Raw genomic sequence first — 17,309 nt, 5'->3', positions numbered from 1 at the left:
TAATGCCTCACGCAGTCGAAAGGTAGACAGACAATATCGATTTTTTGACAAAATTTGGTAAATCTGAAATATCATGGCTCACTTTCCTTTCGACCGACCCCGATGAAGGCCTTTCTGCTCAAGCGCTATCCGCTGGCGCGGGTGCCGCTACCGCGCCAAGTGGCCGCCACCCTCGTGAATTACCGTCAAGGCGAACGCGTTGCCTGGCATCAGCATCGCCATGGCCAGCTCGTCTTTGCCGCCAGGGGCGTCGTCCGCGTGCTCACGCCGGCCCGCACATGGACGCTCCCGCCGTCGCGGGCGGTGTGGCTGCCGTCGGACGTCGATCACGAGCTGCACGCGGTGGGCGAAACCGCGCTATGCAGCGTCTATGTGGAGCCCGAAGTATTTCCGTGGCCCTGGGAAGAACCGGCGGTCATCGCCGTGTCGGTGTTGCTGCGGGAGCTCGCGCTCACGGTCGTCGACGGCGCGGATACTTATACGGCCGCGAGCCGTGCCGGGCTCGCCGCGTCGTTGCTGATGAAAGTGCTTGCGGAAACGCCGAGCCTCGCCGAGCCCGGTGTGCCTTTGCCGCGCGACGAGCGCCTGCTCAAGCTGTGCGAGCACATGATGAACGACCCCGCGAGCGATCTCACACTGGACTTCTGGGGCCAACAATTCGGCGCGAGCGGCCGTACGCTCGCGCGCCGGCTGCATGCCGAGACGGGGCTGACGTTCGTGGCCTGGCGGCAGCAGATGCGCGTCGCGGAAGCGATCACACGCCTCGCGCTCGGCCAGTCGGTGGCGCGGGTGGCGAAAGATCTCGGGTATCGCAGCGCGAGCGCGTTCATTGTCATGTTCCGACGGATCACGGGCGCATCGCCGCAGCGATATCTCGCCGCCAGCTGAGCACGCGTGATTCGCGCCGGCCCGTCGATGCAGCGGCCGCCGTCGGTGGCGGATGGATTCAGCTGCGTCGACGTTGAAACGGCCGCGGTGTCGACGCGCTCGGGGAACAGACACGCCTTCGATGCCTCTTGCTTCCTGTCCCCGGAAGGTTCGGCGGGGGCGTCGTCGTAGCAGCCGTGTCGGAAGGGGCCGTGATTCCGGTAAATCAAATTGAACGGCGAGTGCTCGATAACGAGCCAGCGCCCACGATCGGAGATCCTCGATCGTTGGAATGAATCATCCCTGCGGCGGTCTTCGGTCGCGACAGCGCGGAGCAGGGCGCGTACTCGTCGAGAACAGGATTTCGATGCCGCACGCGGCCTCACCGCACACCGACCGACGACCGTAGCGCCGCCCCCAGCGTGCGCAGCGCCTGCCGGGCGCGCGCATCGGTCAGGCTCGAATAGAGCACCACGTCGCGCGTCGGCAGCGGCGGCAGTCCGTAGCGCGTTCCCACGTCGACGGTGCCGGCGGGCGCCACGCGATGCCCGAGCGCCGCGACGGCCAGGCCCGCGGACACCGCCGCACCGATCGTCGCCACGCCGCCGCCGACAAACACCTCCGTCCACGCGACGCCGGCTTCGTCCAGCGCGCCGACCGCCATGCGGCGCACGCTGCACGGCTCGGCCTGCGTGGCGAGCCGCAGCGGTTGCGGCGGATGGTATTCGAAATCGGCCGCCGCCATCCAGCCGAACGACTCCGACAGGATGGTTTCGCCGTCGAGCCGCCGGCTGTCGTGCTGCAGCGCCACGGCCGCATCGAGCTGGCCGCGATCGAATGCATCGAGCACGTCGCGCGAGGCGGCGACGCGGATCTCCAGCACGAGCGCCGGCTCCGCTTCGCTCATCCGTCGCAGCAGCATCGGGAGATCGGCGCCGACGACATGGTGGCTGACGCCGATCACCAGCCGTCGCTGGCTCGTGCCGAACGCGCTGATTGCGCCGTGGTGGGCGGCCACCAGTTCGCGCGCCGGCTCCAGGAACGCGGTGCCGTCGGCCGACAGGCGAACCTGCCGCGGCGTGCGTTCCAGCAGGCGGCGGCCGAGCCCGTCTTCCAGCCGCTTGATCTTCAGGCTCACCGCGGACTGCGTGGTGTCCAGTGCTTCCGCTGCTCGCGTGAAGCTCTTGAGATCGGCGGTCAGCACGAATGCCTGGACGGCTTCGATGTCGAGCGTTTTCATCGCACCCTCGGTCATTTCGAAATCGAATCATTGAAATATTCTGCCATCGTATTTTCAAATGGTTCAAGGTCTTCTACGCTGCTTTCATGTCGTCCGGAATGCCGTCCGTTTCTTTGCCAGGAGTCGATCATGCTGACCGCGTACTACGTGCACCGCCTGCCGGCAAACTACGACCTCGACATCATCCGCCAGCGCGTGCGCGAGCGCGGCCGCCTGTGGGACGACACGCCGGACCTGCTGTTCAAGGGATTCCTGCTGCGCGAGGCGGGCCGCCACGGCGCGACGGAAAACGGTTACGCGTCGTTTTACCTGTGGCGCAACGAACAGGCGTTCGCGCGGTTCGTGACGGACGGCCGCTATCGGGTCGTGACGGACAGCTTCGGCCGTGCGCCGATCGACACCCAGGTCGCGCTCGATGCGCGCAAGGGCCGTGCGTCGACGGGACGTTTCGCGCGTCTGGAAACGATCGAGATTCCGGTGGAAGCCGATCTCGATGCGGCACTGGCGCGGGAGATCGCGCGCAATCGCGACGCGGCGGCTCGGCAGGGCGTGGTCGCGGCGGCCGTCAGTCTCGATCCGCTGCGCTGGCGGCTGACGCGTGCGCTCGTGACGGAACATGAACCGGACGACGGCGGCGCGGGCACGGTGTACCAGGTCCTGCATCTGGCGAGGCCGCTGCTCGACACGCTGGAAGCGGGCCGCGTGTGATGGCCGGCATCGTGTCGCGACTGCCGGCCGGCGTGGTGATTGCCGCGCATCTGGCGGGTGTGGTGGCGGGCATCGCCGCGATTGCGGCGCTTGCGACGATGCTCGCGCTGCTGTTCAGATAACGCGCTTCAGCGCAGTGGTGGTTCACGAGGGGCGCCGCGCATGCGATGCACGGCGCCCCGGTCGCTTCATCGCGGCTTGCTCAATGGCCCTGCAAGCGGATGTCGCGCGACGACGCGCCGACATACACGGTTCCGCCCGGCACGACCTTCCATCCATTGCGCGACGTATCCCAGACGCTCTGCATCCGCGGCGAAACGGTCACGCGCACACGCCGCGCCTCGCCCGGATTCAGCCGGATCTTTTCCCAGCCGACCAGCCGCTTCGGCGGCTCGTCCTTGTACGGCACGCCGAGATAGACCTGCGGTATTTCCGCGCCGGCCACGCGCCCGTCGTTGCGCACGGTGAACGCGACGCTCAGCGAGCCGTCCCATTGCTTCGATACCGACAGACCCGAATACGCGAAGTGCGTATACGACAGGCCGTAGCCGAACTCGAACATCGGCTTGATGTTGCGCGCGTCATACCAGCGGTAGCCCATGTCCAGCTTTTCCGCGTACACCGGGTCGGTGTCGAACGTGCCGTTTTGTCCCCACGTCGGCGAGTCCTGATCGCGCGCCGGGAAAGTCACGGGCAGCTTGCCCGACGGATTGACCGCGCCGAACAGCACGTTCGCGATCGCCTTGCCGCCGGCTTCGCCCGGATACCACGCCTCGACGATGGCCGACACGTTGTCCTTCCACGGCATCAGCACCGGGTTGCCGCTCTGGACGACGACGATCGTATGCGGATTCGCGCGCGCGACGGCTTCGACGAGCGCATCCTGGTTCGACGGGTTCGCGAGGCTCAGGCTCTGCAGATCGCCGAAATCCTCGCCGGCCGGCTGCGCGACCACGACGACCGCGACATCCGAGCGGCCCGCGAGCGCCGCGGCCTGATCGATTTCCTGCTGCGTGTACGCGCGGAACGGCGACTGCTGATCGCTGTTGCCCGCATACGTGACCTGCGCGGCCGGCGCCAGCGCGCGGATCGCCGCGACGATCGGCACGTCGACCTTGAGCCACGGATTGCGCCACCAGCTGCACCCGGTCGACGACCCGAACGTCAGGCCGCCGCAGCCGGCGAACGAACCCGATACCGGGTCGCGCGTGTTGCCCGAGCCGCCGCCGGACAGCACGGCCGCATCCGCATGGCCGCCGATCACGGCGATACGCGACAGCGCCGACGCGACGAGCGGCAACTGGTTTCCATCGTTCTTCAGAAGAACGATCGACTGCTCGGCGGCCGCCTGCGCGAACCGGTTGGCGGCCGCGAAATCGATCGTGCCGCCGCCCTGGGCCGGATCGTCCATCACGCCGACGCGGATCATCACGGCGAGCTTGCGGCGCACCATGTCGTCGAGGCGGGCGGTCGACACCGAGCCGTTCGCGATCGCCTGCGTGACGGCCGCCGGCGTCAGGTACACGCTCGGCCCGACGTCTTCTTCCTCGTCGAGGCCGGCGTTGATCGCGGCGGCGGTGCTGTGCGTGGCGCCCCAGTCGGACTGCACCTGGCCCTGGAAGCCCCACTCGTTCTTCAGCACGTCGTTCAGCAGGTGAGGGTTCTCGCACGCATAGGCGCCGTTCAGGCGGTTGTAGCTGCACATCACGCTGCCGGGCCGGCCGCGCTTCGCGGCGATCTCGAACGGGAGCAGGTACAGCTCGCGCAACGTGCGTTCGTCGATCTGCGTATTGCCGCCCATCCGGCCGTGCTCTTGCTCGTTGCCCGCGTAGTGCTTGATCGTGGCGATGACTTTTTGCCGCTGCGTCGCGAGCGTGCGTTCGGCGAGCAGGTCGCCGGCGAGCAGCGGATCCTCGCCGAGATACTCGAACAGGCGGCCGCCGCGCGGCTCGCGCGCGAGATTGGTGCCGCCGGCGAGGCCCATGCCGAATCCTTGCGCGCGCAACTGGATCGCGACCTGCTTGCCGAAGTCGTACGACAGCCGCCGATCCCAGCTCGCGGCGACCGCGATCGTGGCCGGAAACGTCGTGCTGGCCTGCGACGTGCTGCCGGAGCCGGTCGCCGAATCGACCATGTTGAGATCGGGAATGCCGAGCCGCGGCACGCCCTGGATGTAGCCGGCGCCGCCGCCCGGCACCTTCGACATTTCGTATTGCGAATGAATGAATTGAAGTTTTTCGTCGAGCGTCATCTTGCGCACGAGCAAGTCGGCGCGCCGTTGCGCGGCGGCTGACGCGAACGTGTCGGTCGCGTCTCCCTGCGCATTGAAATCGGCGTCGCCGGCGTAGGCCGTGGTGCAGAGGGTCGCTGCCAGCACGACGGCCGGCCAGAGTGTGTCCCGCATGTTGCTCTCCATGATCGTATTGCCGGTTGTTCGAATGATGTCTGGAGCTGCGTACGCCCGATGGATTCGCACCGGACGCATTCGGCTGGCGATGCAGGGTGGTTGCGCGTCGGCATGCCGGCTAGGCGGGGAATCGTTACGGCCGGTTGGGCTCGATCGACCAACGCGGACGGCGACGCGGACCGTCCGGCACTGACGAATCGGATGTAGCGATTCTCTGCAGCGACTAATCGTACGAATGTAGTTTGACTACAGCATCGGTGTTTCTACCGATCCGTGCGATCTTTATTTCGTAGGGGCGAGCGGTGGGGCGAAAAGGCGGTCATCGTTCCCGATCGGGTATGCGCGGCGGAGTAAGAAGTACCTGTGCGCGGGCGTTCGGAGGGGGCGGAAGGTTGGGACGTGTATGCCCGTACGGCACGGTTCGTTGCGCGCGCATCGAACGGACAGCATCGGGATGCCGGCCGCCTCGTGGGGAAAGCCGCGCAGCAGCGACGATGGGCTAGCCGCGTCGAGCGACCGGACTGCCGGGCATCGGAATCCCGGCGCGATAGACGACGGTCGCGAGTGCCGCGGCGACCGCGGCCTCGGCCGTCAGCACGGCGACGGCGGCGCCCCGCTCGGCGAAGAACCTGGCCAGCACGGGCACCAGCACGATGTTCAGAATGCCCGATGACATCAGGATGCGCGTGAATGCCGACTTCATCCCGAGCGGAAGCATCGTTTGCACACCGAACAAGTCGGTCATGCCGGCCATGAACGGAATGAAGGCCATCCAGCGCAGCACCTGGACCGTCGGTTCGTATGACGGGCCATACAGGATCCGCACGGCGAGCGGCGCACCGAAGAAAATCGCGAGCGAGATGCCGAGCACCATCGCGACCTGAACGACGAACAGCTTGCGCAGGAACGAGAACGCGTCGTTGCGCGCGTGCCGCATCAGGTAGCTGATGCGCGGATAGGTGGCGGCCTTCAGCGGCTGCAGCATGCTGAGCGCCGCGCGGATCAGCTTGTCGCCGGCGGCGAAGTAGCCTGCCGCGACGTTGCCCGATACGAAGCCGAGCAGCACGGTGTTGGTCGACGCATAGAACGCGATGGACGTCGACGCGAGGAACACCTGCCAGCCTCCTTTCAGCGATTCGGCGATGTCGGCCGTGCCGACGCGCACGAAGTCGATTTCACGGTTGAAGTACAGATAGGCTGCCAGCGCGATCGCGGACAGCGTTGGCACCGCTGCGTTGACGATCATCGCGCGGTCGATGTCCGCCGGGCTGTGCACGAGCGCAAACATGGCCGGCAGGCTCAGGATGCGCCCGACGAACAGGATCATGCTGAGCGCCCGCAGCTTTTCCATTCCCTGGAAATACCAGCCCGGCGTGAACGCCACGCCGGCGACCATCCCGAACCCGATCAGCAGCAGGTCGCGGTCTTCGCCGAAGCGCTCGACCGCAAAGGTCAGCGCGATGAGCACGACGAAGCAGATCACCGCGATGCCGATCTGCGCGTATAGCGTCGCCCAGAAGATGCGCGAGCGTTCGGCGCGGTTGTCGCGAGCGAGCGCGATGCGTGGCGTGGCGGTCAGGTCGAAGCTGTAGCTCGTGCAGTTGGTGAGATACGCGATGACGGCGAGCGAGAACGCGAGCTGCCCGTAGCCCTCCGGCCCGAGGGCGTGCGTCAGCAGCGGTGCGATCAGCAGCGGCACGGCGTACATCGAAATCTGCAACGTCAGCAGCAGCAGGAAATTCTTCTTGAGGTTTGACATTCGCTCGGTCGGCGCCGTGAGTGTCGCAGTGCGGCGGCATGAGGCCGCGGTGCGCGCGTGCATCCGGTCGGCGCTGACCCGGATTGCATGGGTTGGAGGCGGTCCGGCGTCGCCGGGCACGGCCACATCGTATGGCGGCCATGATACGGGCCGCACGGGACGACTATGTTCGCGAGCCTACCGTTCGCGGATTCCGTTCGTGCGCGCGGCATGAATCCCGACACCGCGCGCGTCGTCGTGCGTTGTCGTGTCGCGACGGCGATGAATCTATTTGTAAGCTGCCGCACCGAAGGGCGCGCGAACCGAGTGCTTTAATCGATCGCACTGTTTTGGTTCACGGTGCAAACCGCCTGACGATGCCTCGGTCACGCAACGTCACCTCCCGCGTGCATGGCGAGCAGGGCAACGCATGGAACCGGGCGGGCCGCGCAGGGGCGCGGCGGGGGCTGCTGCCACGCGTGCATCGACGACTCGCGCGAGCGTGGATCGCTCATGCCGGTGGAGCGGCCCGAACGCTTGTCCGCGTCCGATAAAAATACCGATCCGAGGAGTACCGATTGAAGCCGATTACGTTCGGCAGCTGCGTGGGGTGGCTGCACGAAGGACAGACGACACAAGGTGTGATCCTGTGCGAATCGTTGGGACACGAGGCATCGTGGACGCACAAGCTCATGCGGGCGATCGCCGAGCGCCTTGCCCGCGACGGCGTCACGGTGTTGCGATTCAACTATCCGTGCACCGGCGATTCCGCGGGCGACGATCGTGACGCCGATCGGCACGCCGCGACCATCGGCAGCATTCACGATGCGATCGATCTGCTGCGCGACCAGGTCGGTGTCGCATCGCTGACGCTCGTCGGAATCCGCGCGGGCGCGCTGTTCGCGATGCTGGCCGCCGCGGGCGACGAGCAGCATCCGTCGCCGCGCGTCGACGCATTGGTGGCGCTCGCGCCGGCCGTGCGCGGACGCGCTTACCTTCGCGAGTTGTCGTTCGTGCATCGCCAGTGGCTCGACGTCACGTCGCCTGCGATTCGAGTCGCCCATCGTGACGAGCCTTGCATGAACGTTCTAGGGCACCGCTTTCCGGATGATTTCGTCGCTGCGTTGAAGGCGGTCGATCTGTGCGACGTCGTGCGCGATGCTCCGAGGCTGCCTGGCGCGATGCTGCTGATCCAGCCCGATCAGGACGGACCTGCGTTGCGCGACGCGCTGCTCGCGCGAGGCGTGAGCGTGGCGGCCGATCCGTTCCGCGAATGGCCGACGACGATGCTGGACGGTACGCGTTCGCGCCTGCCGCTCGCGGCCATCGACACGCTCGCGCGCTGGATCGGCGAACGCGTGCCGCGCACGGCCGCCGGCGTCGACCCGACATGGCGGCACGATCCACCATGGAACGGCGAATCGGCCGCCGCGCTCGACATGACCGACATGACCGAACAGGTCGTCGCCGTGGGGCCGGATCGACTGGTCGGCGTACTGTGCCGTCCCGCCGATACGGGGCCGGCGAATCCCGCCGCTCCGGCGCTCGTGATCGCGAATACGTCGACGAATCCGCGTAGCGGCGAAGGGCGCTTCAGCGTGCGTCTCGCGCGGACGCTCGCACGCGCCGGCGTCACGACGCTGCGGATCGACGTGAACGGCGTCGGTGACAGCGGGCCGGCCGCGCTCGACGACCAGTCGGGTGTCGTGTATTCGGCGCAGTCGAGCGACGACGTGGCGGCCGCCGCCGACTGGCTGCGTGCGCTTGGCCATGCTGACGTGATCGCGGCCGGCATCTGTTCCGGCGCCTATGCGGCATTGCATGCGGCCGTGAAGACACCCTCGCTCGGCGGCGTGATCGCGATAAACCTGGCGCGCTTCGTGTGGCCGGCCGGGCTCTCGCTCGACGCGGTGCAGAAGCAGCGGAACAACTCCGTGCGCGGCTACTGGCTGTCGGTGCGCGACTGGCAGAAGTGGAAACGCCTCGTGCGCGAACGGCGCGATTTGCGGCCGATCGTGCGCGCCGTCGCCGCCAATGCGGTCGCGCGGGTCAGCGTACCGGTGAAGGAGGCGGCCGCGCGCGTCGGCTGGAAGCCGCGCGCCGGCACACCACGCGGCGTGATGCATGTGCTTGCGCAACGCAATGTCCGGACGACCCTGGTGTATGGCGCGCTCGATCCCGGCATCGACGATGTCCGGCGCCACTTCGGCGCGATCGAGCATGCGTTCGGATGCTCGCGTCACGTACGGCTGCACCTCGAGCCGCAGGTCGATCACGCGGTGTACGGCGCGGTCGGCACGGACATCGTGATCGAGCGGTGCTTGCAGGCGCTCGGTCGCGACTTGACGCGGCCGGCCGTGCACGTTGCCGATCCCGTCGCGCGCGAAGCGGCTGCGGGATCGTACGCAAACGTGTCGGTCGGCAGCCCGTGAGGCGCGCGGTGCCGCATGCATCGCCGCTTTGGGGCGCGATCCCCGCTCCGTATGAAGATCGACGTTCGGTGGGGTCGCTCACAGACGCGCCGTTCGCCGTGGTGTCCAATCCCTTATCGATGCATGCACGGCGGTGCCGCGGCATGACCGGCCGGGATCGATCAGTCCCGATCGCCCGGCTTCGCATACGGTGATTTCGCGTAGGGCGATGCGTACAACGTGTCGCTGCGCCATACGTCGTCGGCGGGTGCATTGGCGACCTGCGCACGATGTGGCCGCGTCGGCACGAGCGGCCGGCGCAACGCGATGCGGGCCCGCGTGTCGGGCTGGACGGCGGCGCTCGCGGCTGAACGAGCGATCGCGGGCGCTGTCGCCGCGGAGGCAGCCGTGACTGCGTCGGCGGCTTGCGCCGAGCGTTGTGGCGGCACCGGCGCAACGAGCGTCGACGACGCGAAGGGCGGTGTGTCGGCAGGCGTGCCGGACAGCGTTTGTGCACCGGCGGTGCAGAGGAAGCCGGTCGACACGATGCAGACGAACGGCGTAAGCGACGAAGAGAAGTTCATGGCGGATCGTACGGAGTGACGTGCGGTGAAGAGGGCGGTGCGGCCATGCAATACAAGCCGCGCTGGGCAAGCGTAATGCCGGAATTCGCCGCGTTTGGCGGGTTACCGCACAGTTTTGGAAGGACACCATGTCAATCACCACGCAACCGGAATCGATGCGCGGCGCGCCGCGGCCCGGCGCCCGTCGCGCACCGTGGCTGTCGCGTATGGCGATCGTGGCGGCCGCATGCGCGCTGAGCGCATGTGCGCTGTCGCCCGGCATGACTTACCGCGCGCCGGCCGAGCGCGACGCGAATGCGCGCGTGAGCGCCGACGCCTCGGGTTCGGGCGGCCTCGACGGCGTGCAGAACGTGTCGAGCGAGGATCTGATCGAGATCACGCCGGCATTCGTCGCACAGCACCAGGCGGGGCGGTCGCCCAACGTCGACGCGGAGATCCGCCGGCTGTTCGGCAAGCCGACGCCGTACACGATCGGCCCCGGCGACGTGCTGAGCATCGTCGTGTGGGACCACCCCGAATTGAACCTGCCGACGACACAGACGGTCGGCGGCGGTGACGGTGTCGGCGCGAGCTCGGTCGCGACGGGCTATACGGTCGACGCGACCGGCAACGTCCAGTTCGCGTACGCGGGCCTTGTGCACGTGGCGGGATTGACCGAGGCAGAGGCGCGCGCGCTGCTGATGAAGCGGCTCGGCGAATACGTGCGCAAGCCGCAGCTCGCGTTGCGCGTGCAGAGCTACCGCAGCAAGCGGGTCTATCTCGACGGCGAAGTGCGCACGCCGGGTCTGCAGATCGTCAACGACATGCCGATGACGCTGCCCGAGGCGATCGACCGCGCGGGCGGTTTCACGCCGACGGCGGATCGCTCGCGGGTCTCGGTGACGCGCGGCGACACGACCGTCAACGTGAGCCTGCCTGCGCTGATCGCGGCGGGCGTGAACCCGTCGAACATCCTGTTGCGCGACGGCGATCTCGTGCGCGTGCGCGCGGCGAGCGACGCGAAGGTATTCGTGCTCGGCGAGGTATCGCGGCCCGCGACGCTGACGTTGACCGACGGCCGGATGAGCCTCGGCGAAGCGCTCGGCGACACGGGCGGCGTGAGTCAGTACACGTCGGACGCGCGCCAGGTGTTCGTCGTGCGCCGCGGCCCCGACAACCGCCCGCGGGTGTACCACCTCGACGGCAGCTCGCCCGCGTCGTTCGCGCTCGCCGATCAGTTTCCGCTCGAGCGGCGCGACGTCGTGTTCGTCGATGCGTCGTCGCTGGTGCGCTGGAGCCGCGTCGTGAACCTGCTGATTCCGTCGTCCGCGCAAGGGGCGCTGACGGCGAAAGCCATTTCGCCGTGATGCACGAGGCGGATTTCGTGACCGCGACCGTGCGTCGCGCCATACGGGACTGATGCTGTATGAACACTTCGACCCTGCCTGACCCGCACAGCGGGCGCATTTTGCGGCCGTCCTATCCGGTGCGCCGCTACTGGAGCATGCTGTACGGCGGCCGGCGACTGATCGTTTGCACGGCGCTCGCGGGCGCGCTCGCGGGCGGCCTGTATGCGCTGTTCGCGGCCCCCGTCTACCGCTCCGACATCCTGTTCCAGGTCGAGCAAAGCCCGACCGATTCGAAGCAGACGTCGCCGCCCGGCGATCCGTCGTCGGTGTTCGATCTGAAGACCGATGCATCGACCGAGATCGAGGTGCTCAAATCCCGTGCGGTGCTCGACCGCGCGATCGATAGCACGAACCTCGCCCTCGACGCACGGCCGCATTACCTGCCGCTGATCGGCTGGCGCTTGGTGAACGCGGCCGACGGGTTGTCGTCGCCGTTGCCGGGCGGATATGTGTACGGCACCGAGCGCATCGACGTGCCGACCTTCGACGTGCCCAAGCGCCTGCTCGGCAAGCGCTTCGCGCTGACCGTCGGCGACGACGGCGCCTACACGCTGCAGCGCACGGGCTTTTTCGGCCGGAAAGGACCGGTATGGCAGGGCCGCATCGGCCAGCCGCTGCACGTCGAGACGCCGCAGGGGCCGATCGACGTGTTCGTGCGCGACGTGGCCGGCCAGCCCGGCGCACGCTTCGATCTGACGCGCTACAGCGACGAGGAGGCGACGACGTGGCTGCAGAAGAACGCGCTGATCTCGGAGCGCGGCAAGCAGTCGAACATGATCGGCGTGACGCTCGACGGCATCGATCCCGTGCACGACAGCCGTGTGCTGAACGCGATCGGGGATGCGTATCTGGCGCAGAACACGCAGCGCAAGTCCGAGGCGGCCGACAAGCTGATCCGGTACATGGACGGCCAGTTGCCGCAATTGAAGGCGCAGCTGGAAGCGGCGGAGAGCCGCTTCAACGCATTCCGGGCATCGCACGGGACGGTCAATACGAGCGATGAGGCACTGGCATTGCGTCAACAGTCGGTCGACATCGAGACGCGTGTGCAGACGCTGCAGCAGCAGCGCGAGGAACTGCTGACGCGCTTCATGCCGAAGCATCCGGCCATCGTGGCCGTCGATGCGCAGCTCGCCGATGCGCAGCGCTCGCTCGACACGACCCGCAAGCAGATCCAGCAACTGCCGGGCGTCGAGCAGGGCGTGCTGCAACTGCAGCGCGACGTGGCCGTCGACACCGCGCTGTACACGAACCTGCTCAATACGCGCCAGCAGATGGTTCTCGCGCGTGCCAGCAAGACGGGCACCGTGCGGATCGTCGATACGGCGAAGGTCGCCGAGCAACCGATCGGTCCGCATCGCGGAGTCGCGGTGGTCGGCTTGCTGATGGTCGGCCTGCTGGCGGGCGCGGCGATCGTGATCGCCCGGCAGCGCGTCGTCGGCACGATCGGCGACGCGGAGGAAATCGAATGGGCGACGGGTTTGCCGGTGTTCGCGACGGTCCCGCACAGCGCCATCGCGGCACAAGCGGAGCTGCAATCAAAGGTACGCCGGCGCGGCCGCCACATGCTGGCGACGCAGGCCGAGGGGCAGGACGCGGCGCTCGAAAGCCTGCGCAATTTCCGGGCGTCGCTGCAACTGTCGATGCCGGCCGCATCGAATCCCGTCGTGCTGATTTCGGGGCCGACGACGGGCGTCGGCAAGTCGTTCGTCGCGGCCAATATCGCGTCGCTCGTGGGCGCCGCGAAACGGCGCGTCCTGCTGATCGATGCCGACTTGCGCAAGGGCTCGCTGCACGACCGGTTCCGCTATAGCCGCGCGCCGGGGCTGTCCGACGTGGTGGCGGGCACCCACACGCTCGACGAGGCAATCAAACGCGGCGTCGCACCGGGCCTGGATTTCATCGCGATGGGCAACGTCGTGCCCGATCCGGGCGAACTGCTGCTGCAGCCCGCGCTCGCGGAACTGATCGAGCGGGTCGCGTCGCGCTACGACATGGTCGTGCTCGACGGCCCGCCGTTGCTCCCGGTCGCCGATGCATTGGTACTGGGCCGCCTGGCGGGCACCGTGTTCCTCGTCGCGCGTAGCGGCGTGACGACGTTGACGGAACTCGACGAAAGCGCGCGGCGGCTCGAGCACGCGCATATCGGCGTGCGCGGCGTGATCCTGAACGACTACAAGGGCGCGCCGGGACGGTACGACTACGGCTATAACGACGCGAACACGCATCAGGCCACCGCCGGGTTGGCGGGGATGATGGCGCCGCGGCAACGGGCGGAACGCCCGTCATGAACCGGCGAGCGGGCAGGGTGGGGGCCGGGCCGCGGCAAGGCCCGGCGACGCTGCGCAGGATGGCGCGCGTGCGCAGTGCCGCGGGCGGTTATACGGGCTACTGGTGGGAAGATCCGGCCCGGCTCGTGCTGATGTTCATCCTGCCTTTGTACGGATTGCTGTCGCTCAGCCTGCTGGGCGACCAGAAGTCGATCGCGCGAATCTATTTCGACGGCTACTACGCGTTCGTCGGCGCGCTGTTCCTGATGGTGGTGGCGGCGACGGCGTGGCTCGCGACGGCCGAAACGCGGACGCGGCGCGGGCCGCCGGAAATGCCCGTCGAGGTGCCGCCGCGCGTGCTCGATTGCCTGTTTGCACTCGCGCTGTTCGGCAACCTCGTGATGATGAGCGGCGTCATCGCGCGTCCGGCGCTGCTGCTCGAGTTCCTGCACGGACAGGCTACCGCGTACGACATGCTCCGGCAGATCGGTCGCATCACCGGGTTGAGCTCGTTCACGCAGGCGACGTCGCCGTTCGTCGCACTCTATTTCTACGTGTTCCGAACGCCGGTGAAAGGCCTGAACCGCTACAAGATCTACATGGCCGTGCTCGCGGTGCTGACACTGCTGCGCAGCTTCCTCTTCGCGGAGCGCCTCGCGTTGATCGAGATGGTGATGCCGCTTGCGCTGATGGTCGTGCGGTTCCGGCTGCACGGCCGGTACGCGCGGCTGCTGACGCTCGGGCCGTACGCGGCGATCCCGCTGTTGTTCGCGCTGTTTATCGCGAACGAGTACAACCGGTCATGGGAAGCCTATTACGTCAACGTCTACGACAACATCTTCGACTTCGCGCTCGAACGGCTCGGCCTGTACTATTCGACGTCGCTGAACAACGGTGCGGGGATGCTTGCCGTGCTCGGCTGGGGGCAGGGCCATCCGATGTTCACGTTCGACTGGCTGATGCGCTTTCCGGTGATCGGCGCGACGTTCCAGCCGTGGTTCGATTCAAGCGACAGCTTCAACCTGTTTCTGAACAGCTACGCAGACCCGGAATTCAACAATCCGTCCGGGATCTTCGTCCACTTCTATGAATGGGGCTGGTTCGGGCTGCTCGACGCGGCCGTGCTCGGCTGGATGGTCGGCCGCAGCTATGCGGGCTGGCGCAGCGGCAACGGGTTCTGGTGCTGCGCGCACGCGGTGCTCTACGTGTCGTTGATGGAAATCATGCGCACGCCGAATCTGTTCAGCGGACGCAATTTCCTGCCGATCGTGCTGCCGATCATCGTGTTCCATTGGTTCGGGAAGCGGCCGGCGAGCGTGGCGACCGCCTCCGGACGCGGGACACGCGCCGCGCAAACGAACGGGCGGGACGGCAGTGCAACGGCATAGCCACTCGCTGGACGTCCGCCCCTCGGACGATCGCGACGCTCACGCGGTACGCGTTCGGGCCGCCGTGTCGCGTCCTGGCCACGACGGGAAACCGGCAATGGGCGCGAACCCTGTCCGCAATGCGACCCGATAGACGACGATCGGAATCGCGACACCGGCCAGCGTGCCGAGTACGAGGTGTACTGCGAGATCGGTGATGCCGGCGCGCATCAGCACGATCCGTACGGCCGCCATCGCGAAGATGTGGGTCAGGTAGATCGGCATCGATGCGCAACCGATCGCCGCCAGCCATGCGGCGCGTGCCGGCCGTGACGCATACCGGTGCGCGAGTTGCAGCGCCAGCGCGATGCCCGAGAACGCGGCGGGAAGCGCCCAGATGCTCGTCGCACTACCGAAGCCGTGAGCGAATACGACTGCGGCGACGAACGCCGTTGCCGTTGCGGCGCATGCGGTTGGCCCGCTGTTGCGCGCGAGCCAGCCGGGTAACGCCTGCGACGCGAGGACGCCCGCCACGAAGAACGGTGCGTTCATCAGCGTGATCGACAGGATGCCCCACTGCGTCGCCGCGCCGAGCATCAGCCCGAGCACCGCGCATCCGGCGAGCCAGACGCGCGCCCGCGACGGCATGGGGGCACGCGTCACGTTCGGCATGGCCGCCGCGAAAGCCCGGATGCCGAGCATGCAGAGCATCAGCGCATACAGGAACCAGAACTGCGCGAATGGTCGCCAGCCGATCGCGAGCAGGTCGTTCAGCGTGAACGGATGATTGGTGCCGTGCGACGCCATTGCGATCTGCACGGCGCCCTGGGCGATCGACCACAGCAGGTACGGATACACGATCGTCCTGATCTTCGACCACAGGAACCCATGCGGCGTGCGGCGCAGCGAGCTGCAGACATGCAGGCCGGACAGGAAGAAGAACAACGGCATGTGGAACGTGTAGATCACGTAGTCGTTCCACGCGAATGCCGTGTCGGCCGCGCCCGCCGGCACGAGATCGGCGGAGACGGCACCGCGCAGCACGTGCCCGTATACGACAAGAATGATTCCCGCGCCGCGGGCGACATCGAGGCTGGTTTCGCGAGCAGTCATGATGAAGGGGCGGCCGGCCCGTCAGGTTCCGCACCGCCGAGATATCGGACAGTCGTTCACTGTATGGCGGGCCGATGCGCAGGACAGTGCGCTGGGCGACAGTGGATCGTCGTGCCGCCCGACGGATGTCCTACAGCCGCTCGAATATCGCGTTCATCATCTCGGCGCTTCGGCTCCAGCGATACTTCTCCGCATGCAGGCTTCCCTTGCGTTTGAGCTCGGCCCTGAGTGCGTCGGAATCGAGGAGGCTCCGCAATTTCCGCGCGATGTCGTCCTGCGAATACGGATCGCAGTACAGCGCTGCATCGGCACAGACTTCCGGCAGGGCGGCCGATTTGCCGACCACCGCGGGGCAGCCGTAGCGCATCGCTTCGAGAGGCGGTATGCCGAAGCCTTCGTAGATCGACGGATAAAGGAAGCATGCGGCGTTCTGATACAGCGCCTTCAATTGTTCGTCGCTGATATAACCGACGTACTTGATGTTCGGTTCCGCTGCCGCCGTGGGGTCCTGCTTGCCGAACACGGTGGTGTTCCGCATCCCGACGATGACGAGATCGACCGACGGATCGTCGATCTGCCTGAACGCCGCGATCAGCCGGCCGAAGTTCTTGGTGGGATTCATGCTGCTGACCGCGAGCACGAACCGGTTCGGTGTCAGCGCATGCTTGTCGAGCACGCTGGCGTCCGGTTCGAGGGTGTCGAGATGATCCGCACCGAGCGGCACGACGCTGATCTTCTCCGCGGCAATTCCGCAGTGATGCGCGAGGCGATCCCGCGAGAAATAGGAGTTGGTCAGCACGCAGACGGAGGTGCGCGCCAGGATCCAGAACATGATCCGGTACCACATGCGAAACGGGCGCGAGAAATGCGCGGGCGTGTCGAACACCGCGGCATCGTGCATGTAGATGATCTGGTTGCCGATGAAAATGGATGCCGAATTGCTGAGATTGACGATGCGGCCGCGGCGCGCGAACAACGGAAGGACCAGTTGCTCCCAGACCACGCCCTTGTAAAAGCCGACTTTGACCGTCTTCGTTCCGCTTACCTCGATGCCGGGCTGCGGAGGCACCAGCACGGTGACCGGATCCTGCGGCTGAAACTTGACCAGTGCGGCGATCAGCTCGCGTGCGACACGTTGCACGCCGGTTGTCTTCTGCGTGGTGAATCGGCCGTTGTAGACGAGTGGCTTCGATTTCTTGAACGAGATCATGTCCAT

General features: G+C 67.0%; 13 protein-coding genes. 7 read left to right on the top strand and 6 right to left on the bottom strand.

What is annotated here, in order from left to right:
• The first annotated feature begins 54 nt into the window (after positions 1–54).
• On the top strand, positions 55–888 hold the full coding sequence (locus QZM72_RS09420; protein ID WP_301737931.1) for a helix-turn-helix domain-containing protein: 834 nt from the start codon (positions 55–57) through the stop codon (positions 886–888).
• Between the two features lie 361 nt (positions 889–1,249).
• Here QZM72_RS09420 and QZM72_RS09415 read toward each other — a convergent pair whose 3' ends face one another.
• Positions 1,250–2,107 (bottom strand): LysR family transcriptional regulator, encoded by an 858-nt coding sequence (locus QZM72_RS09415; protein ID WP_089470555.1) that lies wholly within the window; start codon positions 2,105–2,107, stop codon positions 1,250–1,252.
• A 129-nt stretch (positions 2,108–2,236) separates the two neighbouring features.
• Here QZM72_RS09415 and QZM72_RS09410 point away from each other — a divergent pair, with 129 nt between their 5' ends.
• Both QZM72_RS09410 and QZM72_RS09405 read left to right on the top strand, forming a co-directional pair.
• Positions 2,237–2,815 carry a DUF4865 family protein gene (locus QZM72_RS09410; protein WP_301737929.1) on the top strand — a complete coding sequence of 193 codons (579 nt, stop codon included), beginning with the start codon at positions 2,237–2,239 and terminating at the stop codon, positions 2,813–2,815.
• On the top strand, positions 2,815–2,937 hold the full coding sequence (locus QZM72_RS09405) for a hypothetical protein (RefSeq protein ID WP_256979735.1): 123 nt from the start codon (positions 2,815–2,817) through the stop codon (positions 2,935–2,937). Before QZM72_RS09410 ends, QZM72_RS09405 begins: the two co-directional genes overlap by 1 nt.
• Positions 2,938–3,017: 80 nt before the next feature.
• On the opposite strand, the gene QZM72_RS09400 is transcribed toward QZM72_RS09405, so the two are convergent.
• Entirely contained in the window at positions 3,018–5,219 is a 2,202-nt protein-coding gene (locus tag QZM72_RS09400) for a glycoside hydrolase family 3 C-terminal domain-containing protein (protein ID WP_301737927.1), read from the bottom strand.
• A 502-nt stretch (positions 5,220–5,721) separates the two neighbouring features.
• Complete coding sequence (locus QZM72_RS09395; protein ID WP_089470557.1) at positions 5,722–6,981, bottom strand: oligosaccharide flippase family protein; 1,260 nt, start codon at positions 6,979–6,981, stop codon at positions 5,722–5,724.
• Between the two features lie 557 nt (positions 6,982–7,538).
• On the opposite strand from QZM72_RS09395, the gene QZM72_RS09390 reads away from it, so the two are divergent.
• A complete protein-coding gene (locus QZM72_RS09390; protein ID WP_301737926.1) occupies positions 7,539–9,392 on the top strand; it encodes an alpha/beta hydrolase in 1,854 nt (617 codons plus the stop codon).
• A gap of 161 nt (positions 9,393–9,553) precedes the next feature.
• Here the strand turns inward: QZM72_RS09390 and QZM72_RS09385 are convergent, their stop codons facing one another.
• A complete protein-coding gene (locus QZM72_RS09385; RefSeq protein ID WP_301737924.1) occupies positions 9,554–9,955 on the bottom strand; it encodes a hypothetical protein in 402 nt (133 codons plus the stop codon).
• A gap of 128 nt (positions 9,956–10,083) precedes the next feature.
• On the opposite strand from QZM72_RS09385, the gene QZM72_RS09380 reads away from it, so the two are divergent.
• From QZM72_RS09380 to QZM72_RS09370, 3 genes are read left to right on the top strand one after another with little or no spacing between them, the layout of a single operon-like run.
• A complete protein-coding gene (locus QZM72_RS09380; RefSeq protein ID WP_301737923.1) occupies positions 10,084–11,301 on the top strand; it encodes a polysaccharide biosynthesis/export family protein in 1,218 nt (405 codons plus the stop codon).
• A 59-nt stretch (positions 11,302–11,360) separates the two neighbouring features.
• Complete coding sequence (locus tag QZM72_RS09375; protein WP_301737922.1) at positions 11,361–13,634, top strand: polysaccharide biosynthesis tyrosine autokinase; 2,274 nt, start codon at positions 11,361–11,363, stop codon at positions 13,632–13,634.
• Positions 13,631–15,001: an oligosaccharide repeat unit polymerase gene (locus QZM72_RS09370; protein ID WP_301737921.1), complete on the top strand. Its 1,371-nt coding sequence runs from the start codon at positions 13,631–13,633 to the stop codon at positions 14,999–15,001. Before QZM72_RS09375 ends, QZM72_RS09370 begins: the two co-directional genes overlap by 4 nt.
• A 39-nt stretch (positions 15,002–15,040) precedes the next feature.
• On the opposite strand, the gene QZM72_RS09365 is transcribed toward QZM72_RS09370, so the two are convergent.
• Entirely contained in the window at positions 15,041–16,093 is a 1,053-nt protein-coding gene (locus QZM72_RS09365; RefSeq protein WP_301737920.1) for an acyltransferase family protein, read from the bottom strand.
• A gap of 130 nt (positions 16,094–16,223) precedes the next feature.
• Complete coding sequence (locus QZM72_RS09360; protein ID WP_301737961.1) at positions 16,224–17,303, bottom strand: glycosyltransferase family 1 protein; 1,080 nt, start codon at positions 17,301–17,303, stop codon at positions 16,224–16,226.
• Between the last annotated feature and the right edge of the window lie 6 nt (positions 17,304–17,309).

The organism is Burkholderia sp. AU45388 (genome assembly GCF_030481585.1).
Taxonomy (GTDB): domain Bacteria; phylum Pseudomonadota; class Gammaproteobacteria; order Burkholderiales; family Burkholderiaceae; genus Burkholderia; species Burkholderia sola.
Note: the sequence above shows the minus strand (reverse complement) of the source record. Positions and strands in the feature narration are given on the sequence as shown.

What these genes read in the sequence shown, in the direction of transcription:
- QZM72_RS09370 (WP_301737921.1), top strand. Translation starts at nt 13,631, where the DNA reads ATGAACCGGCGAGCGGGCAGGGTGGGGGCCGGGCCGCGGCAAGGCCCG.
- QZM72_RS09365 (WP_301737920.1), bottom strand. Translation starts at nt 16,093, where the DNA reads ATGACTGCTCGCGAAACCAGCCTCGATGTCGCCCGCGGCGCGGGAATC.
- QZM72_RS09400 (WP_301737927.1), bottom strand. Translation starts at nt 5,219, where the DNA reads ATGCGGGACACACTCTGGCCGGCCGTCGTGCTGGCAGCGACCCTCTGC.
- QZM72_RS09375 (WP_301737922.1), top strand. Translation starts at nt 11,361, where the DNA reads ATGAACACTTCGACCCTGCCTGACCCGCACAGCGGGCGCATTTTGCGG.
- QZM72_RS09395 (WP_089470557.1), bottom strand. Translation starts at nt 6,981, where the DNA reads ATGTCAAACCTCAAGAAGAATTTCCTGCTGCTGCTGACGTTGCAGATT.
- QZM72_RS09410 (WP_301737929.1), top strand. Translation starts at nt 2,237, where the DNA reads ATGCTGACCGCGTACTACGTGCACCGCCTGCCGGCAAACTACGACCTC.
- QZM72_RS09385 (WP_301737924.1), bottom strand. Translation starts at nt 9,955, where the DNA reads ATGAACTTCTCTTCGTCGCTTACGCCGTTCGTCTGCATCGTGTCGACC.
- QZM72_RS09405 (WP_256979735.1), top strand. Translation starts at nt 2,815, where the DNA reads ATGGCCGGCATCGTGTCGCGACTGCCGGCCGGCGTGGTGATTGCCGCG.
- QZM72_RS09360 (WP_301737961.1), bottom strand. Translation starts at nt 17,303, where the DNA reads ATGATCTCGTTCAAGAAATCGAAGCCACTCGTCTACAACGGCCGATTC.
- QZM72_RS09380 (WP_301737923.1), top strand. Translation starts at nt 10,084, where the DNA reads ATGTCAATCACCACGCAACCGGAATCGATGCGCGGCGCGCCGCGGCCC.
- QZM72_RS09415 (WP_089470555.1), bottom strand. Translation starts at nt 2,107, where the DNA reads ATGAAAACGCTCGACATCGAAGCCGTCCAGGCATTCGTGCTGACCGCC.